The following is a 24,238-nucleotide window of genomic DNA, read 5'->3' as shown; positions in this document are numbered from 1 at the left end:
CTGATTAGTAAGATGATTGCTATGCGCATCCTCGTAATTGGCTCCGGTGCCCGTGAGCACGCCCTGTTGTACGCAATGAGTAAGGACCCGCAGGCTACTGATCTTCACGTAGCCCCTGGTAATGCGGGTATGAGTGAAATTGCAACCATGCATCCACTGGTCGTGGATGACCCCGCTGGCGCTGTTGCGCTGGCCAAGGAAATTGGGGCCGATTTGGTTGTTATTGGCCCTGAGGTTCCGCTGGTCGCGGGTGTCGCAGACGCGCTGCGCGACGCTGGTTTCGCAGTCTTCGGACCGAACGCTGATGCAGCTCGGATTGAGGGGTCCAAGGCTTTCGCTAAGGACGTCATGAAGGCGGCTGGGGTAAAGACCGCCTCGGCAGAGGCCATTCAGCCGGAGGCCTCCGACGAAGACATCGAGGCCGCCATTGACCGCTTTGGCCCGAACTGGGTCGTGAAGGATGACGGTCTGGCTGCTGGCAAGGGCGTTGTGGTCACTAAGGACCGCGCTGAAGCTCTCGAACACGCAAAGGCGGTGCTGGCAGCCGGTAACCCGGTGCTGCTGGAGTCCTTCCTGGACGGCCCGGAAGTTTCCCTGTTCTGCCTGGTCGACGGCGAAACCGTCGTCCCGCTGTTGCCGGCTCAGGATCACAAGCGCGTCGGTAATAATGACGAGGGGCCGAACACCGGTGGCATGGGTGCTTACAGCCCGCTGTCCTGGCTGCCGGAAGGCGCAACTGAGCGCATTGTCGCCGAGGTCTGCGAACCGGTCGCTCGTGAAATGGCTGCTCGCGGCTGCCCGTTCCAGGGTCTGCTGTACGCGGGTCTGGCCTGGGGCGAGGACGGCCCGGCTGTCATTGAGTTCAACTGCCGTTTCGGTGACCCGGAGACCCAGGCCGTGCTGGCGCTGCTGGAGTCCCCGGTGGCGCAGCTGCTCAACGCCGCTGCTACCGGAACATTGGCGGACTTCGGTCCGCTGTCTTGGCGTGATGGTTACGCTCTGACTGTTGTACTGGCCGCTGAAGGCTACCCGGTATCGACTCGCACGGGTGATGTCATTGAAGGTGCAGAGCCTGGCCGCGAGGAAGATGGCATTCTCCACGCTGGTACTGCCCGCAACGCTGCAGGTGAGCTGGTCTCCGCTGGTGGTCGTGTGCTCAACGTCATCGGCGTTGGTGACACGCTGGAAGAGGCCCGCGACAAGGCGTACGAGACCATCAAGACCATTAAGCTCGAGGGCTCGCACTACCGCACCGACATTGCACTACCTGCAGTTGAGGGCCGCATTTCCATCTAAATAATGCCCGAGGTGTTTAGGCTGCACTCGGATACCTCACTGGTGCACCCACCCGGGTTGAACTGGATTTCCCGGGTGGCCTCGGTGGCTGCAAAGATGAAGGTATGCACGCCGAATCTCCGCAGTCACCGCAGCCGTTAAACTCCTCGCAGTCACCGCAGGCATCCCAGCCCCAGCGCAACCTAGCATCCCGCCGCTGTGAGGTCGCACCCTTCCATGTGATGGATGTTCTCGCGCTCGCACAGGAGCGTCAGCGTACTCACGGTGACGCTCTATTCCTCTGCGTGGGACAGCCCGCGACCGCGGCCCCGGCTGCCGCGATTGCCCGTGCGCGTGCTGATTTAGAAAATCAGGTTCTGGGCTACACAGCGGCCGTCGGCACGCCTGAGCTGCGCGAAACCATCGCCGCCTGGCATCGTGAAAACTACGGCACGGCCACGGAGGCTGCTGATGTTGTCATCACTACCGGTTCTTCCGGCGGTTTCGTGGCACTCTTCCTCGCAGCGCTCGACGTCGGCGACGATATTGTGCTCGCGCGCCCGGGCTATCCCGCATACCGCAATACGCTGCAGGCGCTCGGCGCCAACATTGTTGAGATTGACTGCGGTCCCGAGACTCGTTTCCAACTCACTGCCCAGCACCTGGAGGCACTTCCGCGCGTGCCCAAGGCCGTGATTGTCACCAGTCCGGATAATCCCACTGGCACCATTATCGATGCCGACGAGCTGCGTGCCATTGCGAAGTGGTGTGAGCAGCACGATTGCCTGCTCATTTCCGACGAGATTTATCACGGCATTACTTATGGCCGACAGTGTGCGTCTGCACGCGAGTTCTCCGACGCGGCGGTCGTGGTCGGCAGTGTCAGTAAGTACTTCTCGATGACCGGCTGGCGCGTCGGCTGGCTAATCGTTCCCAAGTGGCTGCGTGCGCCGCTTGATCGCCTCGAAGCCAACCTCACTGTCTGTCCACCGGCAATTTCGCAGGCAGCGGCGGTGGAAGCGTTCAACTCCGAGTCCATTGCCGAGCTCAATTCGCACGTGACGCGTTACGCACGCAACCGCGACGTTTTGCTCGAGGGGCTGCCCCGCGTCGGTCTCGGTAATATCGCCCCACCCGACGGCGGTTTCTATATCTACGCCAATATCGCAGGGCTTTACGACGACCCGAACTCCGTCGACTCCATGACATGGGCACGGGAACTGTTGGCTGCAACGGGCGTGGCCGTTGCCCCTGGAATCGACTTCGACACAGAGAACGGCCATCAGTGGGTTCGCCTCTGCTTCGCCGGTGAGACTTCCGAGATGGAAGAGGCTGTTCGGCGTATTGGGGTATTTACTGGTCGTCGTTAAAGCGGCTTTAGTGGCGCTCACGGTGTGATTTACCTCACCCTTTCAGGGGTGTTTTCAGCCGGTCGAGATAGGGAGCTCGACGGGCGAATCGCTGCTTTAAATCCTCTACCGGCGGCCACTGGTAGAGCCGATGTTGGGGCATTCCTGGAAGGAGCCGTTGGGCCTCTGTTTTCTTGATCGCCCGTTCGCTCTAAAGGCGGAAAAACTGCCTCAGATTGAGGGCTCTGTGGCTGCAGTCACATCAAGTGAGGCTGGGGTTGGGGCGATAGTGGAGTGGGGTGGGCTTCGTGGCAGCATCTTTGACAGCCGGCAGCTCTGTCGGTGGTCTATTTCCGCTGGCAGGGGGACCCTTTTTCTTTAATTGCCGATGGGGTTGACCTCTGAGGAGTTGACGGCTATCCCCGCACGGGGTGACGATTGAGCGCGGTGTGTAACTCATGTTCAACGATGGTTGCAAGCGCTTTTAGTGGGGATAGTTTATGTCCGACCGAAAGATGCTTCCGCGCCCTGTTTTTGGCTGTGTAAAAGCGCGATTTTTGAAGCCGCTGTCGGGAGCGGTGAAGCGAGGCTTGGGGTGGCGCCGAGGGGTGCTGTTTGTGGTGCAGTGCCTGAGCTAAAAAGCGTCCAAAAGTTAACAAAAGGTTAACTAAAAATAAAGTTTAGCGCTTGCCAGGTCTTGTGTTGTCGTCTACGGTTGCAAGTCATAAGTTCCAAACGATTCGATGAAACGACGTTTCAACTGCGGAATCGCAAAGAATCGGTTGGAGAAGTCCAACAATAAAGATCAAAGAGATCTTAAGAGAGGTGACCTCTGATGAACGCATTCAACGAGATTATGGATACTGTGTCCCCGATTTTCCAGGACGGCAAGGAATCCAAGCAGGATGCGCTGGCATCGCTGCTTGCCGAAGCCATCGTGGAGGCGAACCCGAAGCAGGGCATCGCCGCCGACGATCGCCGTGCTGCCTAACAAGAATTAGCTTTGGTCCGATTCCTGCTAGGCAGCTAGTGGGGAAGCAATCCCTACTGGTTATTCCTACTGGTTCAGGAACTCCCGGACCTGCTCCATATCCTTATCACCGCGACCCGACAGGTTCACGAGCAACAGCAAAGGCTCATCGCCTTCGTGAACCGGCAGCCCGAGCTCGCTACCAGCGGCAGGGTCGGTTTCACGGAGTCGCGCAATTTTAATGGCCTGCGCCAGCGCATGCGAGGATTCCATCGCCGGAATAATGCCCTCCATGCGGCTGAGCAGCTGGAACGCTTCCAGCGCCTCCTCGTCGGTAATTCCGACATAGCTGGCGCGGCCATTCTCCTTCAGCATGCCGTGCTCCGGGCCAACAGACGGGTAATCCAAGCCCGCCGAGATGGAGTGCGATGGCAACACCTCGCCGTCGTCGGAAAGCATGACAAATGAGCGCATGCCGTGAAGGACACCAGTCTTGCCCGCATTGATGGGCGCGCCGTGACGGTCGGTGTCGAGACCCTCACCTGCGGGTTCGACGCCAATGAGGGCGACATCGGAGTCGTCGATGTAGTTAGCAAATGCGCCGATGGCGTTGGAGCCGCCACCGACGGCTGCGATGACAGCGTCGGGAAGCTTGCCGTAACGCTCGGCCATCTGACTGCGTGACTCCTCCGAGATGACCTGCTGGAATTCACGCACGATAGTGGGGAATGGGTGCGGTCCGGCGGCTGTGCCCAGCAGGTAGAAAGTGGAGTCGAGAGTCTTGCTCCACTCGACCAGTGCCTCGTCAATAGCATCCTTCAAACCGGCCTCGCCGGTGGTGACGGGAACGACCTTCGCGCCCATGAGCTCCATGCGCTCGACATTGGGGTGCTGGCGGGCGACATCGTGCGCGCCCATGTAAATCTCGCACTCAAGTCCCAGCAGCGCTGCGGCCATCGCGGTGGCCGTGCCGTGCTGGCCTGCGCCCGTCTCAGCAATGAGACGGGTTTTTCCCATGCGCTTTGCCAGCAGCGCCTGGCCGACCACGTTGTTGCCCTTGTGCGCGCCGCCGTGGTTCAAGTCCTCGCGCTTGAGCACAATCGTCGTGTTCGGCGTGGATAGACGTCGGCATTCGAACAGCGGGGTTGCGCGGCCGAGGAAATCGCGACGCAGTTCTTCCAGCTCGTGCTGGAACTCCGGATCGCTCATCGCCTCGATGTAAGCCGCTTCCAGCTCATCGAGTGCTGGCAGCAGGAACTCCGGCACTTCCTGTCCACCGAAGCGACCGAAAAATGCAGGCAAGAGGGTTTCGCGCACCTCGCCCGCGCCGTTAACGCTTGCCGACGGCACCCTGGTTGCAGTCGGTGCTGCAGCCTTGGCGATGGCATCCGCGCTGGGGTTGTAATCAGTCATTGAAGAGAGCCTTTCGTTGCTGTTGTTTATTTCAGCGGGCCCTGGTTCTCTTCGCCGAACCGATAAAAGAAAAGAGCCCGCCAGATTTATCTTCTTGCGAGCTCGTACTTGACGGGTTTGCCGTCGACATTAATGAGATGACGTGACGTTGCTCGCGGACTTAGGCGAGCCACCACCACTGTGCGCCGCACGGCGCGGGTGTGTTCATCAGGGGTGTCATCATGAATCTGACCATAACTCAAGGTTTCCGTAGTAGCCAAAGCGGGGTGGGGTGTGGGGGCGGGGATGGGGCACGAAATGTGTACGGGATATCGCAACGGTGTCTGGGGTCGTAAAGCAGCTCCCCGCTAAGTCCCGGCATATGCAGAGGCGGAATATCAGCATTCCCCTCGACATCGCTGGCCACGAGGACTAACGTTCCGATGGTGATTACGCTGTCGCGGCAGGCCACTAAAACACGTCGGGGAGTTCGTCCCACGACGTTGGTGGTGTGGTGTTATGTCGCCTTGATAACCGCTGGCACGGTTTTGTTAATGCTGCCGATTTCGGCGGTCAATAGCCATCCTACGGGGCAGTGCGCCCCGAGCCCTGGGGATATGTGTTTGCCCACGGCGCTGTCTGATGCGCTGTTCACAGCCACCTCGGCAACAAGCCTGACCGGCCTGATCACCGTAGATACGGCCACCCATTGGTCAACCTTCGGCAAGGTCGTCATCATGTTGTTGATTCAGCTGGGTGGTCTCGGGTTCATGACCTTGGCTTCACTTTTCGGCCTCTTCGTAGCAGGAAGGCTCGGCCTGAACCGCCGTGCCGGTGCCCGCGTTGAAGGCCGCGGTATGGATATGGGCGAGATTTCGTGGGTTGTCCGTGCTGCCGTTAGCTTCACTCTGTTGGTGGAGTTTGTGGTGGCAGTGGCACTTACGCTGCGGTTCCACTCCGGATACGGGTATGGCTGGGGAAAGGCTGCATGGGAAGGCTTGTTCCATGCCATCTCAAGCTTCAACAACGCCGGTTTCGCTCTGTATACCGACAATGTCATCGGGTTCTATAGCGATGCCTGGGTGCTTTTGCCACTGGCCTTCGCCCTCATCGTGGGTGGTCTGGGTTTTCCTGTTTTGCTCGAGGCCTGGCGGCACGGCAAAGCGTGGCTTAGTGTCTGCACTCGAGGACAGCTGCCTAAACGCTGGTCGCTGACTACTCGCTTCACCATTAAAGGCACGATTCTGCTGATTGCTTTGGGTACGCTCATGGTGGCTTTTGGGGAGTGGTCCAATGCCATGTCTGGATTCACCGCGGGGGAGAAGATACTCAACTCATTCTTCGCTGGTGTGAGCCCGCGTACCGCGGGGTTCAACGCGCTCGATTACGCGGAGTTCCATCCATCGACACTGCTGGGCACTGACTTCCTCATGTTCATTGGTGGTGGCACCGGCGGTACTGCAGGTGGCGTGAAAATCACGACGTCGGCCGTCATTCTCGCCGCTGTTCTCGCGGAGATTCGCGGTGACACCTCCGTGTCCGTGGCTAGGCGGCGCCTCAACCCAAAGGTGCTGCGCCAGGCTCTCGTAGTCCTTGCCTTCGGTATCGGCCAGGTATTCCTGGCAGTAATCGCCGTCAGTTTCCTAGCACCACAGTTTTCTACTGACCAAATTCTTTTTGAAGTAATCAGTGCTTTCGCCACGGTAGGCCTTTCCACAGGTATTACCGCCGACCTGCCGGTGGCAGCACAGGCAATCTTCATCGTGCTGATGTTCACCGGACGTGTTGGCCCAATCGCCTTGGCGACGGCCTTGGCCGCCCGCCCACGCCAGCGCGTCTACGAATATCCAGAAGAAAGGCCCTTCATTGGCTAACTCGAAATTCAACCCGTTTGCTGGTTTTGCAGATCATTTCTCCAACCAAGCCAGCTCTTCGCCTGTTGTCATCCTCGGTATGGGGCGTTTCGGACAGGCACTCGGCGAGGAGCTGGTCGCTGGCGGTATCGAGGTTCTCTGCGTAGACCATCGCGAAAAGGTGGTTCAGGAGCTGTCCTCGACCTTCGACCACGTGGTCACCGCCGACACCACCATGCCGGAGGTACTGAAGCAGCTCGGTGTCGATGAAGCCGAACGTGTTGTTATCGCCATCGGCAGTGACATTGAGGCTTCATTGCTGACCGCGTCTGCGCTGGTGGATATGGGGGTGCCCATGATTTGGGCAAAGGCCGATAACCAGGCCCACGCCAAAATCCTGGGCCAGATTGGTGTGCACCACGTCATTCGCCCGGAGGCCGACACCGGTCGTCGTATTGCGCACCTCATCGGCGGCAAGGTCCAGGACTTCCTGGAGTTCGACCGCGATTACGCAGTAGGCAAGGTCGCGCCGCCAATCCACTGCCTGGATAAGACGGTGGCGGAGATTAACCAGAGCGCACCGATTACGGTTGTCGCCGTACAAAAGCGCGGTCAGCGATTCCGCCCTGCGCTTGCCGACGACCGCATTTCCGCAGGTGATCTCCTGATTGTCTCCGGCGCTATTCGGCAGTTGGAGACATTCGCCGGAGAGTAACAGGAAGCGACGGAGTCCGTGCACGCGGGGCTCCGTCGCGATGGAAATCAACGACCAACAGTGTGGAAAGGCGGGGTCCACGCCCAGCTCAACGGGCTGCAAATGTGAAACTGTGCGAGTTTATGACGCTTTCAGGCCATTTTTGGGCCAATTTTGTCATAAACGCAGTCACTAACTCGCATTGGGGCAAAGTAGGGCTAGATAGCAAATGGTGCCCACCCAGCGACACGCCGAGCGGACACACTTTTTGCCTATTAACCCACACTTTTGCTACTTAACCCACGAAACTCAGCGACCGTTCGTAACCGCAGCGCGCAGGGCACGAGCTGCCTCTTCCGGATTTTCTGCCTCGGTCAGTGCGCGAACCACCACAATGCGCTCCGCACCAGCGGCGATAACCGCATTGGCGGTCTCGGCGTTGATACCGCCAATTGCCCACCATGGCTTGACGGGGTCACTTGCGCCGCGGTCGTGCGGGCGCACAATATCGGCCACGGAATCCTGGTGGGACTCCGCAGAACCCTGTGCACGCGCCCTCCGCACGAGTGCCGCAGCTTCACGGACCATCTCGACTCCGACGGGCTGACGGTCGGGCTTTGTCGGGGTGGCATACACCGGACCGATCACCGCGTAATCGATGCCATCGTCGGCAAGCGAGGCGGCGAACATGTCCAGATTTCGGTTGGAGCGGCCGATGAGAACCTCGGGGCCAACGATCTGGCGGGCCTGCTCGGTTGTGAGGTCCTCCTGGCCCACATGCAGGATGTCTGCGCCGGTCAGTGCGGCAATGTCGGCGCGGTCATTGACGGCGAAGAGCTTGCCGTGTTCAGCGGCGACCTCGGCGAGGGTCTCCACAGCGACAATCTCGTCGCGGGTGTCGACTTTCTTGTCGCGCAGCTGGATGATGTCGGTGCCGCCTTCGTAACAGGCGTGCAGGAATTCGCGCAGATCACCGCGGGATGCGCGCGAGTCGGTGCAGAGGTACAGGCGGGCGTCGGCAAGCAGGGCGCGTCGTGTTGTGCGAGTGGCGGCTGATGAGGCGTTCATGTCCCCATGTTAGGCGAGGTTGGGGATGCGGTGTCGTGGCGGTGAGTCCGAAGTCATATGATGGGGGAGTACCACGTTCCGCGGGAGCCGTACTCGGTATCGATGAGATGCCGCTGGCTGAGAGGGCGAGTAACGCCGACCGCTTTTACCTGATGCGGGTTATGCCGCCGGAGGGAGGAATGGCAGTGAATGCTGCCGCTATGGGTGCCGCCTCGACAAGTGAGGGCGGCACAGGGAATACGTCGTCAAGCGTTGTTATCGCAGGCGCGGGCATTATCGGCTTGGCGACGGCATGGAGACTACTCCGCCAGGGATTCGATGTGACCGTCCTCGATGCCGAGCCCGTTTCCGGCGCAACCTTCGCCGCGGCTGGCATGCTGGCGCCGGTTGCCGAAGTCGTGTGGGATCAGCCGACGCTGTATCCGCTGATGGTGGAATCGGGCAAGCTCTACCGCGACTTTGCCCAGGCCATCGCCGAGGAATCGGGCCACGATGTTGGCTATATCGAGAATTCCACGTTTGTTTGTGCGGGCGATGCCGCTGACCGGCAGACACTCAGCGAGCTCGTTGAGCTGCAGCATGACATGGGCATGGAGATCAACCGCATCACCGCCACCGAGGCGCGCCGGGCAGAACCGGCACTGGGGCCGGGCTGTGTTGGTGCGGTGGATATTCCGGGAGATCACCAGGTCAATCCGCGTCTGCTCGCCGAAGCGTTGCTGACCATTCTGGGAGACCGCGTCATCCGCACCCGCGCGGAAGAGGTTATTTACGCTTCCGATGCCGACCCCCGCCAAGCCATTGGGCTGCGCGGCACGGACGGAAATGACTACCTCGCCGATGAGGTCGTTCTGGCTGCGGGGCTGAACACCGCCGATATGGCCGGTCTGCCGGAGAATCTGAATCTGCCGCTGCGCCCGGTCTATGGAGATGTGCTGCGTCTGCGTGTACCGGAGCGCCTGCAGCCACTGGTCACTCGCACTATTCGCGGTGTGGTTCAGGGGCGTCCGGTTTATATCGTCCCGCGTGCCGACGGCACCGTCGTGCTCGGCGCAACCTCGCGTGAAGATGACCTGACCGGCGTCTCCGCCGAAGGAGTCCACCAGCTACTCCGCGACGCATACCGCCTGGTGCCCGGCATTCTCGACTGCGAAATCTACGAGATGACCGCCCGCGCCCGGCCTGGTTCCCCAGACGATGTCCCCATGATTGGTCGCGTGGCTCCAGGACTGACCGTGTCCACCGGCTACTTCCGTCACGGCATTCTGCTTACGGCCATCGGCTCCAAGCTCACGGCCGATGTCGTCGCAGGTCGGGAAACTGACAACGACCCGGCGCTTCTTTCCGCCGTCAATCCATTCCGCTTCAGCGATTAGAGGAGGCTCGCTTATGTCCACCACAACACTCAATGGCGAAGGCTACACACCGGCTGCGGGGGAGATGGTCGCAGATCTCGTCGCAAAGCACACGGGGCACGCGCTTAACGACGACGGCACTGCCGCGGACGGCACCCGCCTGGGAATCGCGGTAGCCGTGGATGGTGCGGTAATCCCGCGAGCCAAGTGGGCGAGCACGCCCGTGGCAGGTGCAATCGACATCGTGACAGCAGTTCAGGGAGGCTAGAGATGACCGAGAATTCCGCACAAGCAAATATGTCCGCGCAGGAAAATGAAACCGGGACGGCGAGCGGACTTACACGCGAACCGCTGCGCATTGGCGGGCTGGAGTTGAACTCCCGTCTGATTATGGGAACTGGCGGTGCGACCAGCATGGATACGCTGGAGCGCGCGCTGGTGGCTTCGGGCACTGAGCTGACTACGGTGGCGATGCGCCGCTTTACGCCCGGTACGAAGCAGAACGTTTTTGAGATTTTGCAGCGCAACAATATTGCGGCGCTGCCGAATACTGCGGGGTGCTATACCGCTCGTGACGCGGTGCTGACTGCGCAGTTGGCCCGCGAGGCGCTGGAAACCAACCTGCTGAAGCTCGAGGTCATCGCCGACGAGGACACGCTGCTGCCGGACCCGGTCGAGCTGGTCGCGGCAGCGGAGCAGTTGGTAGCTGACGACTTCGTCGTTTTCGCCTACACCAACGACGATCCGGCGCTGGCCAAGCGGCTGGAAGATCTGGGCTGTGCAGCTGTCATGCCGGCGGGCTCGCCCATTGGTACTGGCCTGGGAATTCTTAACCCACACAACATCGAGCTGATTGTGGACCGCGCGAATGTGCCCATCATCCTGGATGCGGGCATCGGTACCGCGTCTGAGGCAGCTCAGGCGATGGAGCTTGGCTGCGATGCAGTGCTGTTGGCATCCGCAGTGACCCGTGCACATGATCCGGTGGGCATGGCCACAGCGATGCGCTTCGGCGTTGAGGCAGGACTGACTGCTCGCGAGTCGGGTCGCATCCCACGGCGTCGACTGGCCCAGGCGAGCTCGTCGTTTGAGGGCATCATCACTGAGCGCGTCAGCGGCGCACGCGAGCAGGATTCTCTGTAATGGCGGAGCAGGGTGTCAATCTTTCGGACCGCGACCTGCGCCGGTACGCGCGGCACCTAACACTGCCGGGCTTTGGTGCCGAGGGGCAGCGAACTTTGCGATCCTCCCGCGTCCTCGTTATCGGAGCTGGTGGCTTGGGATCGCCTGCGCTGTTATACCTGGCCGGGGCAGGGGTCGGGCATATCACAATCATTGACGATGACGTGGTCGACGAGTCCAATCTTCAGCGCCAGGTCATTCACCGTGAGTCCGATATTGGTCGCCCGAAGGCCGAATCTGCCGCGGATGCCGTGCGGCGCCTTGACTCCGAGGCATCGGTGACCGCAATCGTCGGCAGGTTAAGCGTCGACAATGCTGAGGAGCTCTTCGCCACTCACGATGTAGTGCTCGACGGCGCGGACAACTTCGCCACGCGCTACCTGTCCTCCGATGCCGCGGAGCTGACCGGAACGCCGCTGGTCTGGGCCACGATTCTGCAGTTCGCAGGGCAACTGTCCGTCTTCTGGCCTGGCCACGGCCCCATGCTTCGCGATCTTTACCCCGACATCCCCGATCCCGGCTCCGTGCCGTCGTGCGCCGCAGGCGGTGTCCTCGGCGCAATGGTCGGACAGATCGGCTCCATGATGGTCGTCGAAGCTATCAAGGTGCTCACTGGTGTCGGCAAGGTCGCCGTCGGCAAACTCGTGCTTATCGACGCCCTGGAGGCAACCACCCGCACACTGTCCTTTGCAGCCGACCCGGAGCGCGAACCCGTTTCCGACTTGACCGAAATTGCGCAGGTGTGCGCAGCTTCGTGGACCGAGGATGAGGAGGCCCCGGCGCAGAGCGTGCGCAGCATTGGTCCCAACACGGCGCACGAGCTTCTTGCCGAGGGGGTGCCTCTCATCGATGTACGCGAACCCGAAGAGCACGCGGAGGTCGCCATTGCCGAATCTGTGCTTGTGCCACTCGGCGACATTCGCAGCCGTGGGTGGGCTGCGATTCGCGAAGCGTGGGCTGAGCGGAACCTCCAGTCGAACTACCCACGAGTTCTGATTCACTGCCACTCGGGTGCCCGCTCGCAACAGGCAATTGAGCTGTTGGCCAGCGAGATCGAGGCTGATGGCGCCATACCGGAGCTCATCAATCTGGACGGGGGCATTGTGGCCTGGCAGGCTGCAGGGCAGGAGACCGTCGTAAAGCGTGGCGGAACGCACTAATTAGTGGCTACCGCCACGCGCTGTTGAACAGTGTGCCTACGCCTGCGGCTTCAGCGTTGTCGACCACAACTCGGTGCCACGAGTGGTGAGCAGGCGGACGGTCATCTCGCGTGAGTCGCCGTCGATATCGACTTCGCCGAAGTGCTGGAAATCCTGTGTGGGGTCGGCGTTGGCATTGTCTTTACCCGGTGCGTGGACGTACTCCACCTTCGGCCCGAAGGTCGAATCCATTTCGTTGGGGCCGAAAGCGCCCGCGTGGAGAGGACCGGAGACGAATTCCCAGAAGGGTGCGAAGTCGGTGAACTGTGCGCGCTCTGGGCTGTAGTGGTGAGCCGCGGTGTAGTGCACATCGGCGGTGAGCCAGACGACATTTGAAACATCTTTAATGGCGCTGAGCAGGCGGGCGATTTCACGTTCACGTCCTGCAGGTGCACCGGCGGCACCATTGGATACGCTTTCTTGGTCACCATCGTCGCCGTCGGGGACGATGATGCCAAGCGGTAGGTCATTAGCAACAATCTTCCACGTCGCGCGGGAGTCCTTGAGGGAGTCGATTAACCAGTTGGTCTGCTTTTCGCCAAGGATTGGTTCTTCAGTTGTCGAGCGCGGATTATTGGAAGTGTTTTCTCCCTTGTAACTGCGCATATCCAGAATGAATATGTCTAGCAACGGGCCGTAGGAAACCTTGCGGTAGACGCGCCCATCTACAGCCATTTGTTGATCAATTGGCTGCCACTCATGGAAGGCCTGGTAGGCACGCTTGGCCAGGGTGTTGACATCGCGCTCGGTATAGCGATCATCGTCTAGGACTTCGTTGGGGTACCAGTTGTTGACTGTTTCGTGGTCATCCCACTGGACTAGCTGCGGAACCTGCGCATTGAAGGCCAAGTAGTTCTTGTCCATGAGGTTGTAGGAGTACTGGCCCCGGTACTCTTCGAGAGTTTCAGCAACCTTGGATTTGGCCGGAGTGACATGGTTGCGCCACACAGTGCCGTCGGAAAGCGTGACGGATTCATCCAGCGGACCGTCGGCATAGCAGGTGTCGCCTGAGTGAATGAATAGGTCTGGATTGCGCTCCATCATGGTGGAAAAGCCGGTGTAGCCACCGATTTCGTCGTTAATTCCCCAACCCTGACCTGCGACATCGCCGGACCAGTGCAGGCGGATGTTGGATGCGCGGTTTGGGGCAGTACGGAAGGTGCCGATAACGGGATCAGAGCAGATTCCAGTATCTGCCTCTTCGAGCGTGACGCGATAGAAGATTTCCTGCCCCGGTTCGAGACCGACGACACGTAGACGTCCGGTGCCGTCAGTGTCTGGAGTTAACAGAGAGTTACTGCGGAATACCTTGGCATTCTGGAAGCTCTCAGTTGCAGCAGTTTCAACCACCATGTGGGCGGGGCGGTCTGAGCGAGCCCAAATTAATGCGCCGTCGCCGCGGATATCGCCACTTGCAACGCCGTGGGTGAGCTGTGGCCGAGAACGCAGTAACCATGGGGAGGCCAGTGACGGCGAACCCGGTGTAGCTGAAGCCGCAGCTCTAGAGGCATGAGCGAGCGTGACTGAAGTGGCAAGTGCGGTGGATGCGCCTAAACGTAGAGCGCTGCGACGGGAAAGCTGCATGGAGTCGAACGATAGGTTTTCCACTTTGACGTTCAGTTAAACCAGCGTGAACTCGAAGGAAAAAGTCGCAATTACAGCACAAAGGCTTAGTTATTGAGAATGACTGGGCTTCCTTTTGTAACGTAGATAACCGACTTGGGAGGAATGTGTCTTCCGAGCTGTCTTTTCTGAGACAGACAATCTAGAAGTGAAAGGCGCTGACCCCGATAATGGGATCTACACAAACGCCACAAGTAAAAACGCAAGAAAAGAAGTCGGGCGGTTTTCTTAAGAACCTGCCGACCGACCCGTTGATCTTCACGACGGCGATGGGTTTCATTGTCCTCTTTGTGGCAGTGACCATAGCGCTGGGGGATACCGCTCGGGATGCCTACTCGGCCGCTTCCGATTGGGTTACGTCTAACATGGGCTGGCTGTTCATCGGTGGTGTCTCGGCAAGCTTTATCTTCCTCATCGGCTTGTTTGTGTCCCGCTACGGACGCATCCAGCTTGGCGATGATGACGAAGAGCCCGAATACACCATCGCCGAGTGGTTCGGCATGCTCTTCGCCGGTGGTACTGGCTCCATGCTGATGTTCTGGGGCGTGGCTGAACCGCTCAACCACGCTTACAACCCGCCGTTCGGTCAAGAGCCGATGAGCCGCGAAGCTCAGAACACTGCGATGGCATTTACCATCTACCACCTGGGTATTCACATGTGGGTCATCATGGCGCTGCCGGGGCTCGCGCTGGGGTACTTCATTTACAAGCGTCACCTGCCGCCGCGCGTCTCCTCCATCTTCGCGCCGCTGCTCGGTACCCGCATCTACTCATGGCCGGGCAAGCTTATCGACGCCGTCGCCATCATCGGTACCGTCGTCGGTATCGCGGTATCGGTGGGCATGGGTGCGCTGCAGATTAACTCCGGTGCTGCACGTGTAATCGGTACCCCGGAAAGCTCGATGGTGCAGCTCATTCTGATTGCCATCATTATTGTGATTGCCTCGATTTCCGTGGCCCGCGGTCTGGACAAAGGTATTAAGGTGTTGTCCAATGCGAACATTTGGGCCGCCATGGCATTGATGGTCTTCGTGCTGCTCATGGGCCCGACATTGACGCTGCTGCGCCAGACCGTCGATACGACAGGTGTCTACTTGGATGCGCTGCCTCGCATCATGTTCTGGACTGACTCCTACGACGTCAACCCGAATTGGAAACAGGGCGCCTGGACGGTCTTCTACTGGGCCTGGACAATCTGCTGGTCGCCATTTGTGGGCATGTTCGTCGCCCGTATTTCCCGCGGCCGTACTGTGCGTCAGTTCATTGCCGGTGTGATTGCACTGCCGACAATCGTGTCAATCATGTGGTTCTCTATCTTCGGCCGCGCTGGCTTCGAACTGGAAAATGAGCAGCCGGGCATTCTGACGGAACCAGTCGTCGAAGGAGGGGATCCCTCGCCGGCTCTATTTATCCTGCTGGAGCAGTACCCACTGGCAACCCTTGTCAGTGTGTTTGCGCTCTTTGTGATCATGATCTTCTTCGTCACCTCCATTGACTCCGCTTCGATGGTGATGGACATGATGTCCACCGGTGAGGAAAACAAGGCTCCGACCTTCTACCGAGTGCTGTGGGGCGTCATGATCGGTGCTGTGGCAGCTTCTCTGCTGCTGATCTCTGGTGAAACCGCACTGGAAGCGCTGCAGTCTGCCGTGATTGTTATCGGTGTACCGTTCTTCTTCCTCCACTTTGTGATGATGTACTCCTTGGTCAAAGGCATGAGTGATGACCACATGGCAGTGCGCAAGCCGGTTACCCGCCAGTGGGAGAAGACCGATACTCCAGAGAAGTTGGAGAAGCACGAAGCCGCACCCGCGCCGGGCTACGACGAAGAGGGCAATGAGCTGCCGCGCTTTGAGTACACCCACGATGAAGAGGGACGTCTGGTTATTCAGTCCGATGTGGTCGTTGAAGGCGAGTTTGAGTCTGGCGAAAAGTCGGAATCAGAGAGCCCAGAGGAGTCGGGGACGAAGTCTGAGTCGTAGTAGAGCACGGTCGCAGTAGTGCCCGGCACTTGTGGCCACGCTATTCACCTATCGTTGCGCTGTAGCGTGGCCATCAGTGAGTAGCTCATCGATAGGAGCGAAGGCAAAGGCCGTAGCCAAACAAAAACGCCGCCCGGCGGAAACCATAAGCAGTTTCCGTGGGCGGCGTCGCTGTGTTCGTCGTAAAGCAAGTGTGGCGTTAAGCCGTGATTAGCTTTACTCGTAGGTGCCTCGGAGGTCCTTGTAGTCCTCATCGTGCCAATCCACGTTGGCCTGGTCCTTGGTGGTGACACCGACATCAGGCTGATGCGGGACCTTCGCAATGATGTTGCGGCGGGCGCGGCCGGCGCGGAGCTGGCTTTCGATGCGCTCAGCAAGGTTGGCAAGGCCGAAGTTGATGGCAATGAGAATGATTGCTACGACGACCAGCGATGGAATCATGGCGCCGTAGTACTCGCCAAGCTGGCGGCCAGAGCGGACAACCTCGACGTAGCCAATCATGTAACCCAGCGCGGAGTCCTTCAGCGCAATGACCATCTGCGAGATAATCGCCGGCAGCATGGCGGCGACTGCCTGCGGCAGCAAAATAGTGACCATCGTCTGGCGGTGGGAGAGACCCAGCGCAATCGCAGCCTCACGCTGGCCCTTCGGCAGCGACTCGATGCCGGAACGCAGTGTCTCGCCAATGACGGAGCCGTTGTACATGGTCAGGCCAAACACAACGGCGGCAAAGCCGAGGTAGTTCGACGGAAACAGCTGCCAAAGCGCGAACACCGAGTAGGCAAACAGCATGAGCACCAGCACCGGAATGGCGCGGAAGAACTCGACAATCACCGAGCACAGCCAGCGCACCGGTGCGACCGGGCTCAGCCTGCCGACGCCCAGGAGAGCGCCAATAACCAGTGCCAACACAATAGAGACCACAGCCGCGATAATGGTGCTGACCAAGCCGGGCAGAATGTACGTGGTCCAAGTGGTGGATTCGAGGAAGAACGACCACTTATTCGCCTCGAACTGGCCCTTGTCGGCCAGTTTCATTCCGACCCCGGCGAGGATCGCAACGGTGATTGCAGCCACGATCCAGGTGAGGGTTCGGTTGAAGCGCTGAGCCTTGGGGCCCGGCGCGTCGTAAAGAACTGTTGCGCGAGTAGCCATTAGCGCTTCACCGCCCATCGCTTGCCAGCCCAGCCGAAGAACAGGCCGGTCGGCAGAGTCAGAATAATAAAGCCGACAGCGATGATGCCGAAGATAATCAGGATATCGCTGGCGTAGTTTTCGGTCATGGTCTTCATCAGCAGCGACGCTTCAGCCACACCGATTACCGAGGCAATCGTGGTGTTCTTGGTCAGCGCGATCAGGGTGTTGCCGAGCGGCACGATAGCGCCACGGAACGCCTGCGGGAAGATGATGTAGCGGAAGCTCTGGCCGAAGCTAAGCCCCAGGGAGCGGGCGGCTTCGGCCTGCCCGAACGGCACAGTATTAATACCGGCGCGCAGGGACTCCGCAACGAAGCACGAGGTGTAGGCAACAAACGCCAACACCGCGAGACGGAAGTTCTGCTTGACAATGAAGGAGTCATTCTCCGCAGCCAGCAGCAGCCCCAAGTTGTAGTAGAGACCCATCGAGGCCAGCAGCACAATCAACGTCAGCGGGGTATTGCGGACAATGTTGATGTACCAGGTCGACAGGGTACGCAGGATTCCCACGGGGCTCACGCGCATAGCGGTGAGAAGCGTGCCAAAAATCAGGGAACCAATTGCCGAAGCAATCGTCAGTTTGATGGTTACCCAGAAAGCCGGAAGCAGTTCCGGCCCCATTTCACTCCATAGTTCTGGATTCATTGTTTGCTCGCACCCCTTCCTACTTCTTCTCTACAAACGACAGATCGCCGATTGCCGGCTTGTCGTCGAGCTCGAACTTGTCGCCCAAATGCTTCTTCAGGATCTTCTGAAGCTCACCGGTGTCGTACAGCGACTCCAGCGCCTCATTGATGGCCTCACGGCTGGCATCATCACCCTTGGGCAGGCCGATGCCGTAGTACTCATTGGTCCAGTAGGAACCATCGGGGTTGCGCAGCTCGACCACGCGGAAGTCGTCGCCGAAGCGCTCCTTGTAGCGCTGGGCGAAGCCCGCGAGAATGGTCGCATCGGTGGTCAGGGCATCGACGACACCCTGCTTCACACCTTCCGCGCACGCGGCGTAGGTATCGAACTCCTGCAGCTGTACCTCCGGCAGAGCGTCCTTGACCTTCTGCGCTGGGGTGGAGCCGGATACAGAACACAGGCGAGTGCCCGGGGCGACGTCGTCAAGCCCCTGGATGCCCTCGGAACCGCGCACTAACAGTGCCTGGTGCGTGACCAGGTACGGGCCGGCGAAGTCGACGGCAGCCAGGCGGCCAGCGTTGATGGAGTAGGTGGCGGCGATCATGTTGACCTCGCCGTTGTTAATCAGCGTCTCGCGCTGAGCGGACGGGGTCTCGCGCCACTCCATCTCGGGCACATCCCAACCGTTCTTGTTGGCGATGTACTCAATGACGTAGCGGGAAACATCGTTGTCGACGCCCGCGAACTCACGGTCCGGAGTGCGCTCACCGAGGCCCGGCTGGTCAAACTTCGTACCCAGCGTCACGTGCCCGGCTTCGATATCGGCCAGCAGGTTTCGGGGTCCGCCGCTACCGCAGGCCGCGAGGCTCATCGTCGTGGCAACAGCTACGACAGCCGCCGTAACTCGCTTGCCGACGACACCTCGGCGGCCCTGGTTGCGACTGCGTCCCCGGCCTCCTCGTAATAGTGAAAGCTTCATGGTGACCAGCCCCGCCTAGTGTCCGACGATCTTGGCCAAGAAGTCCTTGGCGCGATCGCTCTGCGGGTTGGTGAAGAAGGTCTCCGGGTCGGTGTCTTCGACAATCGCACCGTCGGCCATGAACAGGATGCGGTCGGCCACGCGGCGGGCGAAGCTCATCTCGTGGGTGACACAGACCATGGTCATGCCGCCCTTGGCCAGGTCGGTCATGACATCGAGGACCTCGTTGATCATTTCCGGGTCGAGCGCGGAGGTGGGCTCGTCGAAAAGCATGACCTTCGGGTCCATGGCCAGGGCGCGTGCGATGGCGACGCGCTGCTGCTGACCGCCGGAGAGCTGCGCCGGGTACTTGTCAGCCTGTTCCGCAATGCCGACACGGGCGAGCAGCTTGTCCGCACGCTCGCGGGCCTCGGCTTTGGAGATCTTGCGGACCTTCAGTGGGGCCAACGTGACATTGTCGCGAATGGTCATGTGGCTGAAGAGGTTGAACTGCTGGAAGACCATGCCGACCTCAGCGCGCAGGCGGGTGAGTTCCTTACCTTCTTCGGGAAGGAGCTTGCCGTTGATGCGAATTTCGCCGCTGTCGATGGTTTCCAGGCGGTTGATGGTTCGGCACAGTGTGGATTTACCAGAGCCGGAGGGGCCGAGGATAACTACGACCTGGCCAGCTGGGATTTCCAGGTTGATGTCGCGCAAAGCGTGGTAATCGCCGTAGTGCTTGTTCACCTCGGCAATCGAAATCATGCTCTGTGGTGTGGATGATTCAGTCATGGGGGAAAGTATAGGTGACTCACGACACATAACTGCTATCGGTGTTCCTTGTCCGATATTCACCTGTAAAAAGTGACTGCACACCAATTAGTTCTAAAGATCCACGCGATGGCGCCTCGCAACAGGCTTGCGGCCATGCACGAACCAGTAGAAGACGGCCGCGAGAACCACCACGACCGCCAGGCCTGCGTACATCTTGTCGAAGCCCATAGTGGCGGCTACCGAACCAAGCACGATTGGGCCGAGGCCGATGCCCGCGTCGACAAGCAAGAGCAGCGTCGAGATGCCCGTGCCCAACTTGTGCGCCGGCGCCAGGTGCACAGAGATGGTCTGGCAGGCCGGCATCAGCGTGCCGTAGCCCAGGCCGCAGAGCGCACCGGCGGCGATAACGTGCCAGTCAGCGCTAGCGAAAGCCAGAACAAGCAGTGAGATGGTGAAGCACACCAGGCCGATGGCGATGACGGGGTTGTCGCCGCGGCGATCTTGTAGGCGTCCCAGTGAGAAACGCGCCGCCATCATCGCCACCGCATAGGCGATGAAGAAGAAGCTGGCGCCCCTAGTCAGGCCGCTCAGCTGCGAGTATCGGTTCAGGAATGTAATCACGCCCGCATACGCCAGGCCGACGAGCAGCATGAACAGGCCGATTGGCACCACTCTCGGCGTCATGATGTCATCGAAGGAAAACGTGCGCTTCGTCTCGCTTGCCGACGAGTCTTCGGTGGCCTCGTCCTTGGTTGCCACAGTGGCAGGCTCGTTGGGTTGTGGCAGAACGAGCGCCAGCACCAGTCCGACAATGGACAGGCCGAGGGCTGTGGCAAAGAGGACGCCGTAGCCGACCGAACCAATAAGGGCAAGGCCGAGAGCTGGGCCAATCGCTGTGGCCAGGGTGGTGCCGAGCGAAATGTAGCCAGTTCCCTCTGCGCGCCGCGAAGCCGGAATAGCGGTTTGGGCGGCGGCCATCACGGCGGTGGAAGCGAATGCGTAGGTCAGGCCGTGGATGATGCGGATTGCAATCAGGATCGGCAGGGATGCGGCCCACAGGTAGGCGGCACAGGCTGCCACGATGACAGCGAGCGAGCCAAGCATGATTCTGCGACCACCGAAGGTGTCCACCAAGTAGCCGGAAAAGAGACGAGCGATGGTGGCGCCGACCACGAAAGAACTGGCGGCGAAGCCACCGGCGGCATCGGAGGCGGAGAAGCGCTGGACGGCGTAGAGCGCCATGACCGTGATTGAAAGGTAGAACACCAGGTACATGCTGAAGTTAATCAGCCAGCTGATGATGAACGCGGGGGAGAAGAGCTTGTCCTGCCCGTGCTGCTCGTCCTGCTCGTTCTGTTTGTGCCTGTTCTGTGTGGTCGTATGCGTTGTCATGCTGAAGATACGGTCTCTTTTCTCGTTTGAAAACGATCGTGGAATTAGTGCTTTGGCGAAACTGCTTTCCGGCATTTGTATCATGCAAAAATGCAGTTAGGGCTCGAATTATAACAATTGGTTTGTATGATGCAAATGTGCTTTTTCGGCCTTAACCGCATCCGTGGCGCGCTAGAATAGGGGCTGTTCAGCAAACAGATACATCCCGCAGGCCCATTAAAGGGCCGACATAAAGGCGACAAGAGGATTGACTGCCACCGTGCGAAACGACGACCTGGCCGCGCTCGTTTACGAGAACATGCTGCTATCCCGGGTGAGCTCCAGCGGCTACCGACCACATCGTAAGGACATCCTGTTGGATCGCTCCGCCGCAGCACTGCTGGCTAGGCTGGAAGCACAGCCGGATATGACGGTCGCCGAGCTCTCCGATGCACTAGGGCTGGACATTTCTACAGTGCATCGCCAGCTGGCCGCCGCCATGCGGCAGGGGTATATCGCGAAGAGGTCCGCGCCGTCGTCAAGCGCGAAGGTGCATAGCGCGACCGACAAGGGGCTAGAGCTGCTGCACCGGGAGATTGAGGCGCGTAAGAATACCGTCGATGACATTACGCATGGCTGGGAAGACTCGGAGCTCGCGGAGTTCGTGCGATTGATGCGCAAATTCAACGAGGGCGTGGAAGAAATGCGTGGTCATCCATGGCCTAGATAACCGCGGATGCAGTGGTCATGGAATACTTGAGGGCGTGGCTGAGAAAAAGAAGATCGCAAACGTCCTTGCTAACCGATACGCCTCTGCGACTCTGGCTGAGTTGTGGAGCCCTGAGTACAAGATCATCCTCGAGCGCAAGCTCTGGATTGCCGTTCTGAAGGCTCAGGTCGCTCGCGGAATTGAGGTGCCGGAGGGCACTATCGAGGCGTATGAAAAGGTCATCGACCAAGTTGACCTCGACTCCATTGCCGCCCGTGAGCGTATTACTCGCCACGATGTGAAGGCCCGCATTGAAGAGTTCTGTGAACTGGCTGGCACCGAGCACATTCACAAGGGAATGACCTCACGAGACCTGACTGAAAACGTCGAGCAGCTGCAGGTTCTGCAGTCGCTGAAGGTCGTGCGTGACAAGGCCGTTGCCGTTGCCGCCCGCACTGCCGAGAAGGCCTCCGAGTACCAGTCGCTGGTCATGGCGGGTCGTTCCCACAACGTCGCCGCGCAGGCAACGACTCTGGGCAAGCGCTTCGCCTCCGCTGCGGACGAGATGCTGCTGGGTATCGAGCGCGTAGAAGACCTGATCTCCCGCTACCCGCTGCGCGGCATCAAGGGCCCGATGGGCACCGCCCAGGACATGCTGGATCTGCTTGACGGTGACGAGTCCGCGCTGGCCTCCCTGGAAAACGAAATCGCTGAAGGCCTCGGCTTCGACCGCGTCTTTGACTCCGTCGGTCAGGTTTACCCGCGCACCCTCGACTTCGACGCTCTGTCCGCGCTGGTCGAGCTCGGTGCAGGGCCTGCATCGCTGGCCACCACCATCCGCCTGATGGCCGGTAATGAGACCGTCACCGAGGGCTTCAAGGAAGGCCAAGTTGGCTCTTCCGCCATGCCGCACAAGATGAACGCCCGCTCCTGTGAGCGCGTCCACGGTTTCCAGGTCATCCTGCGCGGCTACATGACCATGCTCTCCGAATACGCCGGTACTCAGTGGAACGAAGGCGACGTTTCCTGCTCCGTGGTCCGCCGCGTTGCACTGCCGGATGCATTCTTCGCCATGGACGGCATGTTCGAAACCTTCCTCACCGTCCTGTCCGAGTTCGGTGCATTCCCGGCCATGATTGACCGTGAGCTGGAGCGCTACCTGCCGTTCCTCGCCTCCACCAAGATCCTCATGGCAGCCGTCCGCGCTGGTATGGGCCGCGAGGAAGCCCACGAGATCATCAAGGAGCACGCCGTCGCCACCGCACTGGATATGCGCGAAAAGGGCGCCGAGCAGAATCTCACTGAACGTCTCGCTACAGATGAGCGTTTCCCGCTGGATGCCGCAGGGCTTGCCGACGCTCTGGCAGACCGCCACGCTTTCATCGGTGCCGCAGAATCTCAGGTTGACCGCGTAGTTGCGCGTGTGCAGACCGTCGTGGACAAGTACCCAGAGGCCGCGGCCTACAAGCCGGGCGAGATTCTGTAGCTTCACGTGCGTCACGCGCGAATCGCGAAGCGCGAAACGCGCAAACGTGCAAACGTAAGTACCTTTGAAAAACTCTGTCACGTTGGTGGCAGAGTTTTTCGTCGTTTGTTGGCGAAACCACCAGTGAGCAGCCAAGTTCCTCGGTACGATGAGCGGTAAGTATCGAAACCTCTACGCGAAAGGTGCCCGACGTGACATCGGCTGTTAGGACTTCGCTTTCTCGCCCAGGTGCCACATTGAATGTGCTGCGCTGGGTCCCAGAAAATGACAAGGGCGCGCCCATTACTCCTAAGGGAGTGGTGCAGATTGTCCACGGCATGGTCGAGTACGCCAACCGCTACGCTAAATTCGCCGAGTACCTCGTATCCCAGGGCTATGCCGTCGTCGCGCATGACCATCGCGGCCACGGTATGACCAAGACGGATGCTGGCATCCCGGGCTACTTCGCTGACTACGGTGGCTGGAATCTAATTCTCGAAGACCTCCACGCAGTGCGCCAGTACGTTGATGCAGAATTCCCAGGCAGCAAGCACTATATTCTCGGCCACTCCATGGGCTCGCTTCTGACTCGTAACTACATCGCCAAGTACGGCGAGGGGCTTACCGGCGTCATTATCATGGGCACCGTGTCGTGGCCAGGAGCTAAGGGCGATGCGGGAATGAAGGTTGCAAACCTGCTGGCTAAGATTCGTCCTACCGCGCCGGGCAAGCTGCTCAACACCCTCACCTTTGCTGATTACAACAAGGGCTTTGAGCGCCGCACTAAGTTTGATTGGCTCACCCGCGACCACAAGATTGTCGATGCTTATATTGCGGACGACAAGTGTGGTTTCGTTCCCACCAATGCCTTTTTCCGCGACCTTCTCGTCGGCACGCACTACGCGAATTCGTCTGAAGCCTATGAGAAAGCGCCTGATGATCTGCCACTTTTCGTGGTTTCCGGTGCCGTTGATCCGGCGGGTGGCGCTGCCTGTGTGACTGAGGTCGTGGGCAAATACCTGAACGCAGGGAAGAAGGACGTGCGCTTTAAGGTCTACCCGGATGGTCGCCATGAGATTCTCAACGAGTTGAATAAGGAAGAGGTCTACGCCGACATATTGGCGTGGTTGGAGTCCCGCTAAGGGGAGCTGGTTAATAGGCGAAAGGGGATGCGGACGTTTTTTTGGACAGTTTCA

The 24,238-nt window shown here is 59.7% G+C and carries 21 protein-coding genes and 1 riboswitch; of the genes, 13 read left to right on the top strand and 8 right to left on the bottom strand.

Annotated elements, in window-relative coordinates; all coding sequences use genetic code 11:
• Positions 1 to 21 precede the first annotated feature (21 nt).
• The 3 genes from purD to HMPREF2920_RS10795 all read left to right on the top strand — a co-directional run bounded on the left by purD (position 22) and on the right by HMPREF2920_RS10795 (position 3,615).
• A complete protein-coding gene (gene purD, locus HMPREF2920_RS06480) occupies positions 22 to 1,296 on the top strand; it encodes a phosphoribosylamine--glycine ligase (RefSeq protein ID WP_070601145.1) in 1,275 nt (424 codons plus the stop codon).
• Positions 1,297 to 1,517: 221 nt separating this feature from the next.
• Entirely contained in the window at positions 1,518 to 2,645 is a 1,128-nt protein-coding gene (locus HMPREF2920_RS06475; RefSeq protein ID WP_070601147.1) for an aminotransferase class I/II-fold pyridoxal phosphate-dependent enzyme, read from the top strand.
• Between the two features lie 814 nt (positions 2,646 to 3,459).
• Positions 3,460 to 3,615 carry a hypothetical protein gene (locus HMPREF2920_RS10795; protein WP_162837147.1) on the top strand — a complete coding sequence of 52 codons (156 nt, stop codon included), beginning with the start codon at positions 3,460 to 3,462 and terminating at the stop codon, positions 3,613 to 3,615.
• Positions 3,616 to 3,681: 66 nt separating this feature from the next.
• Here HMPREF2920_RS10795 and trpB read toward each other — a convergent pair whose 3' ends face one another.
• Complete coding sequence (gene trpB / locus HMPREF2920_RS06465; RefSeq protein WP_070601120.1) at positions 3,682 to 5,007, bottom strand: tryptophan synthase subunit beta; 1,326 nt, start codon at positions 5,005 to 5,007, stop codon at positions 3,682 to 3,684.
• Between the two features lie 422 nt (positions 5,008 to 5,429).
• Between trpB and HMPREF2920_RS06460 the strand changes: the two genes are divergently transcribed.
• Together HMPREF2920_RS06460 and HMPREF2920_RS06455 are read left to right on the top strand one after the other, a co-directional pair.
• Positions 5,430 to 6,860, top strand: a complete 1,431-nt coding sequence (locus tag HMPREF2920_RS06460) for a TrkH family potassium uptake protein (protein WP_038626542.1) — start codon at positions 5,430 to 5,432, stop codon at positions 6,858 to 6,860.
• Complete coding sequence (locus HMPREF2920_RS06455) at positions 6,853 to 7,554, top strand: potassium channel family protein (RefSeq protein ID WP_049172150.1); 702 nt, start codon at positions 6,853 to 6,855, stop codon at positions 7,552 to 7,554. Before HMPREF2920_RS06460 ends, HMPREF2920_RS06455 begins: the two co-directional genes overlap by 8 nt.
• Before the next feature lie 288 nt (positions 7,555 to 7,842).
• On the opposite strand, the gene HMPREF2920_RS06450 is transcribed toward HMPREF2920_RS06455, so the two are convergent.
• Entirely contained in the window at positions 7,843 to 8,601 is a 759-nt protein-coding gene (locus HMPREF2920_RS06450; protein WP_070438817.1) for a thiamine phosphate synthase, read from the bottom strand.
• Between the two features lie 70 nt (positions 8,602 to 8,671).
• A riboswitch (TPP riboswitch) is annotated at positions 8,672 to 8,794 on the top strand.
• A gap of 7 nt (positions 8,795 to 8,801) precedes the next feature.
• Between HMPREF2920_RS06450 and thiO the strand changes: the two genes are divergently transcribed.
• From thiO to HMPREF2920_RS06430, 4 genes are read left to right on the top strand one after another with little or no spacing between them, the layout of a single operon-like run.
• A complete protein-coding gene (gene thiO / locus HMPREF2920_RS06445; RefSeq protein WP_070854097.1) occupies positions 8,802 to 9,977 on the top strand; it encodes a glycine oxidase ThiO in 1,176 nt (391 codons plus the stop codon).
• Positions 9,978 to 9,990: 13 nt separating this feature from the next.
• Entirely contained in the window at positions 9,991 to 10,224 is a 234-nt protein-coding gene (locus tag HMPREF2920_RS06440; protein WP_070601122.1) for a sulfur carrier protein ThiS, read from the top strand.
• A 29-nt stretch (positions 10,225 to 10,253) separates the two neighbouring features.
• Positions 10,254 to 11,099: a thiazole synthase gene (locus HMPREF2920_RS06435; RefSeq protein ID WP_070601152.1), complete on the top strand. Its 846-nt coding sequence runs from the start codon at positions 10,254 to 10,256 to the stop codon at positions 11,097 to 11,099.
• Entirely contained in the window at positions 11,099 to 12,298 is a 1,200-nt protein-coding gene (locus HMPREF2920_RS06430; protein ID WP_070601124.1) for a ThiF family adenylyltransferase, read from the top strand. The genes HMPREF2920_RS06435 and HMPREF2920_RS06430 overlap by 1 nt, the downstream gene beginning before the upstream one ends.
• Positions 12,299 to 12,334: 36 nt before the next feature.
• Here HMPREF2920_RS06430 and HMPREF2920_RS06425 read toward each other — a convergent pair whose 3' ends face one another.
• Positions 12,335 to 13,921 (bottom strand): alkaline phosphatase D family protein, encoded by a 1,587-nt coding sequence (locus tag HMPREF2920_RS06425; RefSeq protein ID WP_070438812.1) that lies wholly within the window; start codon positions 13,919 to 13,921, stop codon positions 12,335 to 12,337.
• Positions 13,922 to 14,130: 209 nt separating this feature from the next.
• On the opposite strand from HMPREF2920_RS06425, the gene HMPREF2920_RS06420 reads away from it, so the two are divergent.
• Positions 14,131 to 15,942, top strand: a complete 1,812-nt coding sequence (locus tag HMPREF2920_RS06420) for a BCCT family transporter (RefSeq protein WP_049189683.1) — start codon at positions 14,131 to 14,133, stop codon at positions 15,940 to 15,942.
• Between the two features lie 216 nt (positions 15,943 to 16,158).
• On the opposite strand, the gene HMPREF2920_RS06415 is transcribed toward HMPREF2920_RS06420, so the two are convergent.
• The 5 genes from HMPREF2920_RS06415 to HMPREF2920_RS06395 form a co-directional block, all read right to left on the bottom strand.
• Entirely contained in the window at positions 16,159 to 17,097 is a 939-nt protein-coding gene (locus HMPREF2920_RS06415; protein WP_070438833.1) for an amino acid ABC transporter permease, read from the bottom strand.
• Complete coding sequence (locus HMPREF2920_RS06410; RefSeq protein ID WP_048733083.1) at positions 17,097 to 17,783, bottom strand: amino acid ABC transporter permease; 687 nt, start codon at positions 17,781 to 17,783, stop codon at positions 17,097 to 17,099. Before HMPREF2920_RS06410 ends, HMPREF2920_RS06415 begins: the two co-directional genes overlap by 1 nt.
• Before the next feature lie 19 nt (positions 17,784 to 17,802).
• The gene (locus HMPREF2920_RS06405; protein WP_070438809.1) at positions 17,803 to 18,744 is read right to left on the bottom strand and encodes a glutamate ABC transporter substrate-binding protein; all 942 of its coding nucleotides are present in this window, start codon (positions 18,742 to 18,744) and stop codon (positions 17,803 to 17,805) included.
• 15 nt (positions 18,745 to 18,759) lie between these two features.
• Positions 18,760 to 19,488 (bottom strand): amino acid ABC transporter ATP-binding protein, encoded by a 729-nt coding sequence (locus tag HMPREF2920_RS06400; protein ID WP_042388208.1) that lies wholly within the window; start codon positions 19,486 to 19,488, stop codon positions 18,760 to 18,762.
• Between the two features lie 120 nt (positions 19,489 to 19,608).
• Complete coding sequence (locus HMPREF2920_RS06395; protein ID WP_070429294.1) at positions 19,609 to 20,889, bottom strand: MFS transporter; 1,281 nt, start codon at positions 20,887 to 20,889, stop codon at positions 19,609 to 19,611.
• A 259-nt stretch (positions 20,890 to 21,148) separates the two neighbouring features.
• Here HMPREF2920_RS06395 and HMPREF2920_RS06390 point away from each other — a divergent pair, with 259 nt between their 5' ends.
• The 3 genes from HMPREF2920_RS06390 to HMPREF2920_RS06380 all read left to right on the top strand — a co-directional run bounded on the left by HMPREF2920_RS06390 (position 21,149) and on the right by HMPREF2920_RS06380 (position 24,184).
• Positions 21,149 to 21,598, top strand: a complete 450-nt coding sequence (locus HMPREF2920_RS06390) for a MarR family winged helix-turn-helix transcriptional regulator (protein WP_049172172.1) — start codon at positions 21,149 to 21,151, stop codon at positions 21,596 to 21,598.
• A gap of 34 nt (positions 21,599 to 21,632) precedes the next feature.
• Entirely contained in the window at positions 21,633 to 23,063 is a 1,431-nt protein-coding gene (purB, locus tag HMPREF2920_RS06385; RefSeq protein ID WP_042388205.1) for an adenylosuccinate lyase, read from the top strand.
• Between the two features lie 191 nt (positions 23,064 to 23,254).
• Positions 23,255 to 24,184, top strand: a complete 930-nt coding sequence (locus HMPREF2920_RS06380; protein WP_048733074.1) for an alpha/beta fold hydrolase — start codon at positions 23,255 to 23,257, stop codon at positions 24,182 to 24,184.
• Positions 24,185 to 24,238: the final 54 nt, after the last annotated feature.

This window comes from Corynebacterium sp. HMSC075F02, assembly GCF_001838335.1.
GTDB classification, from domain to species: domain Bacteria; phylum Actinomycetota; class Actinomycetes; order Mycobacteriales; family Mycobacteriaceae; genus Corynebacterium; species Corynebacterium jeikeium_D.
Note: the sequence above shows the minus strand (reverse complement) of the source record. Positions and strands in the feature narration are given on the sequence as shown.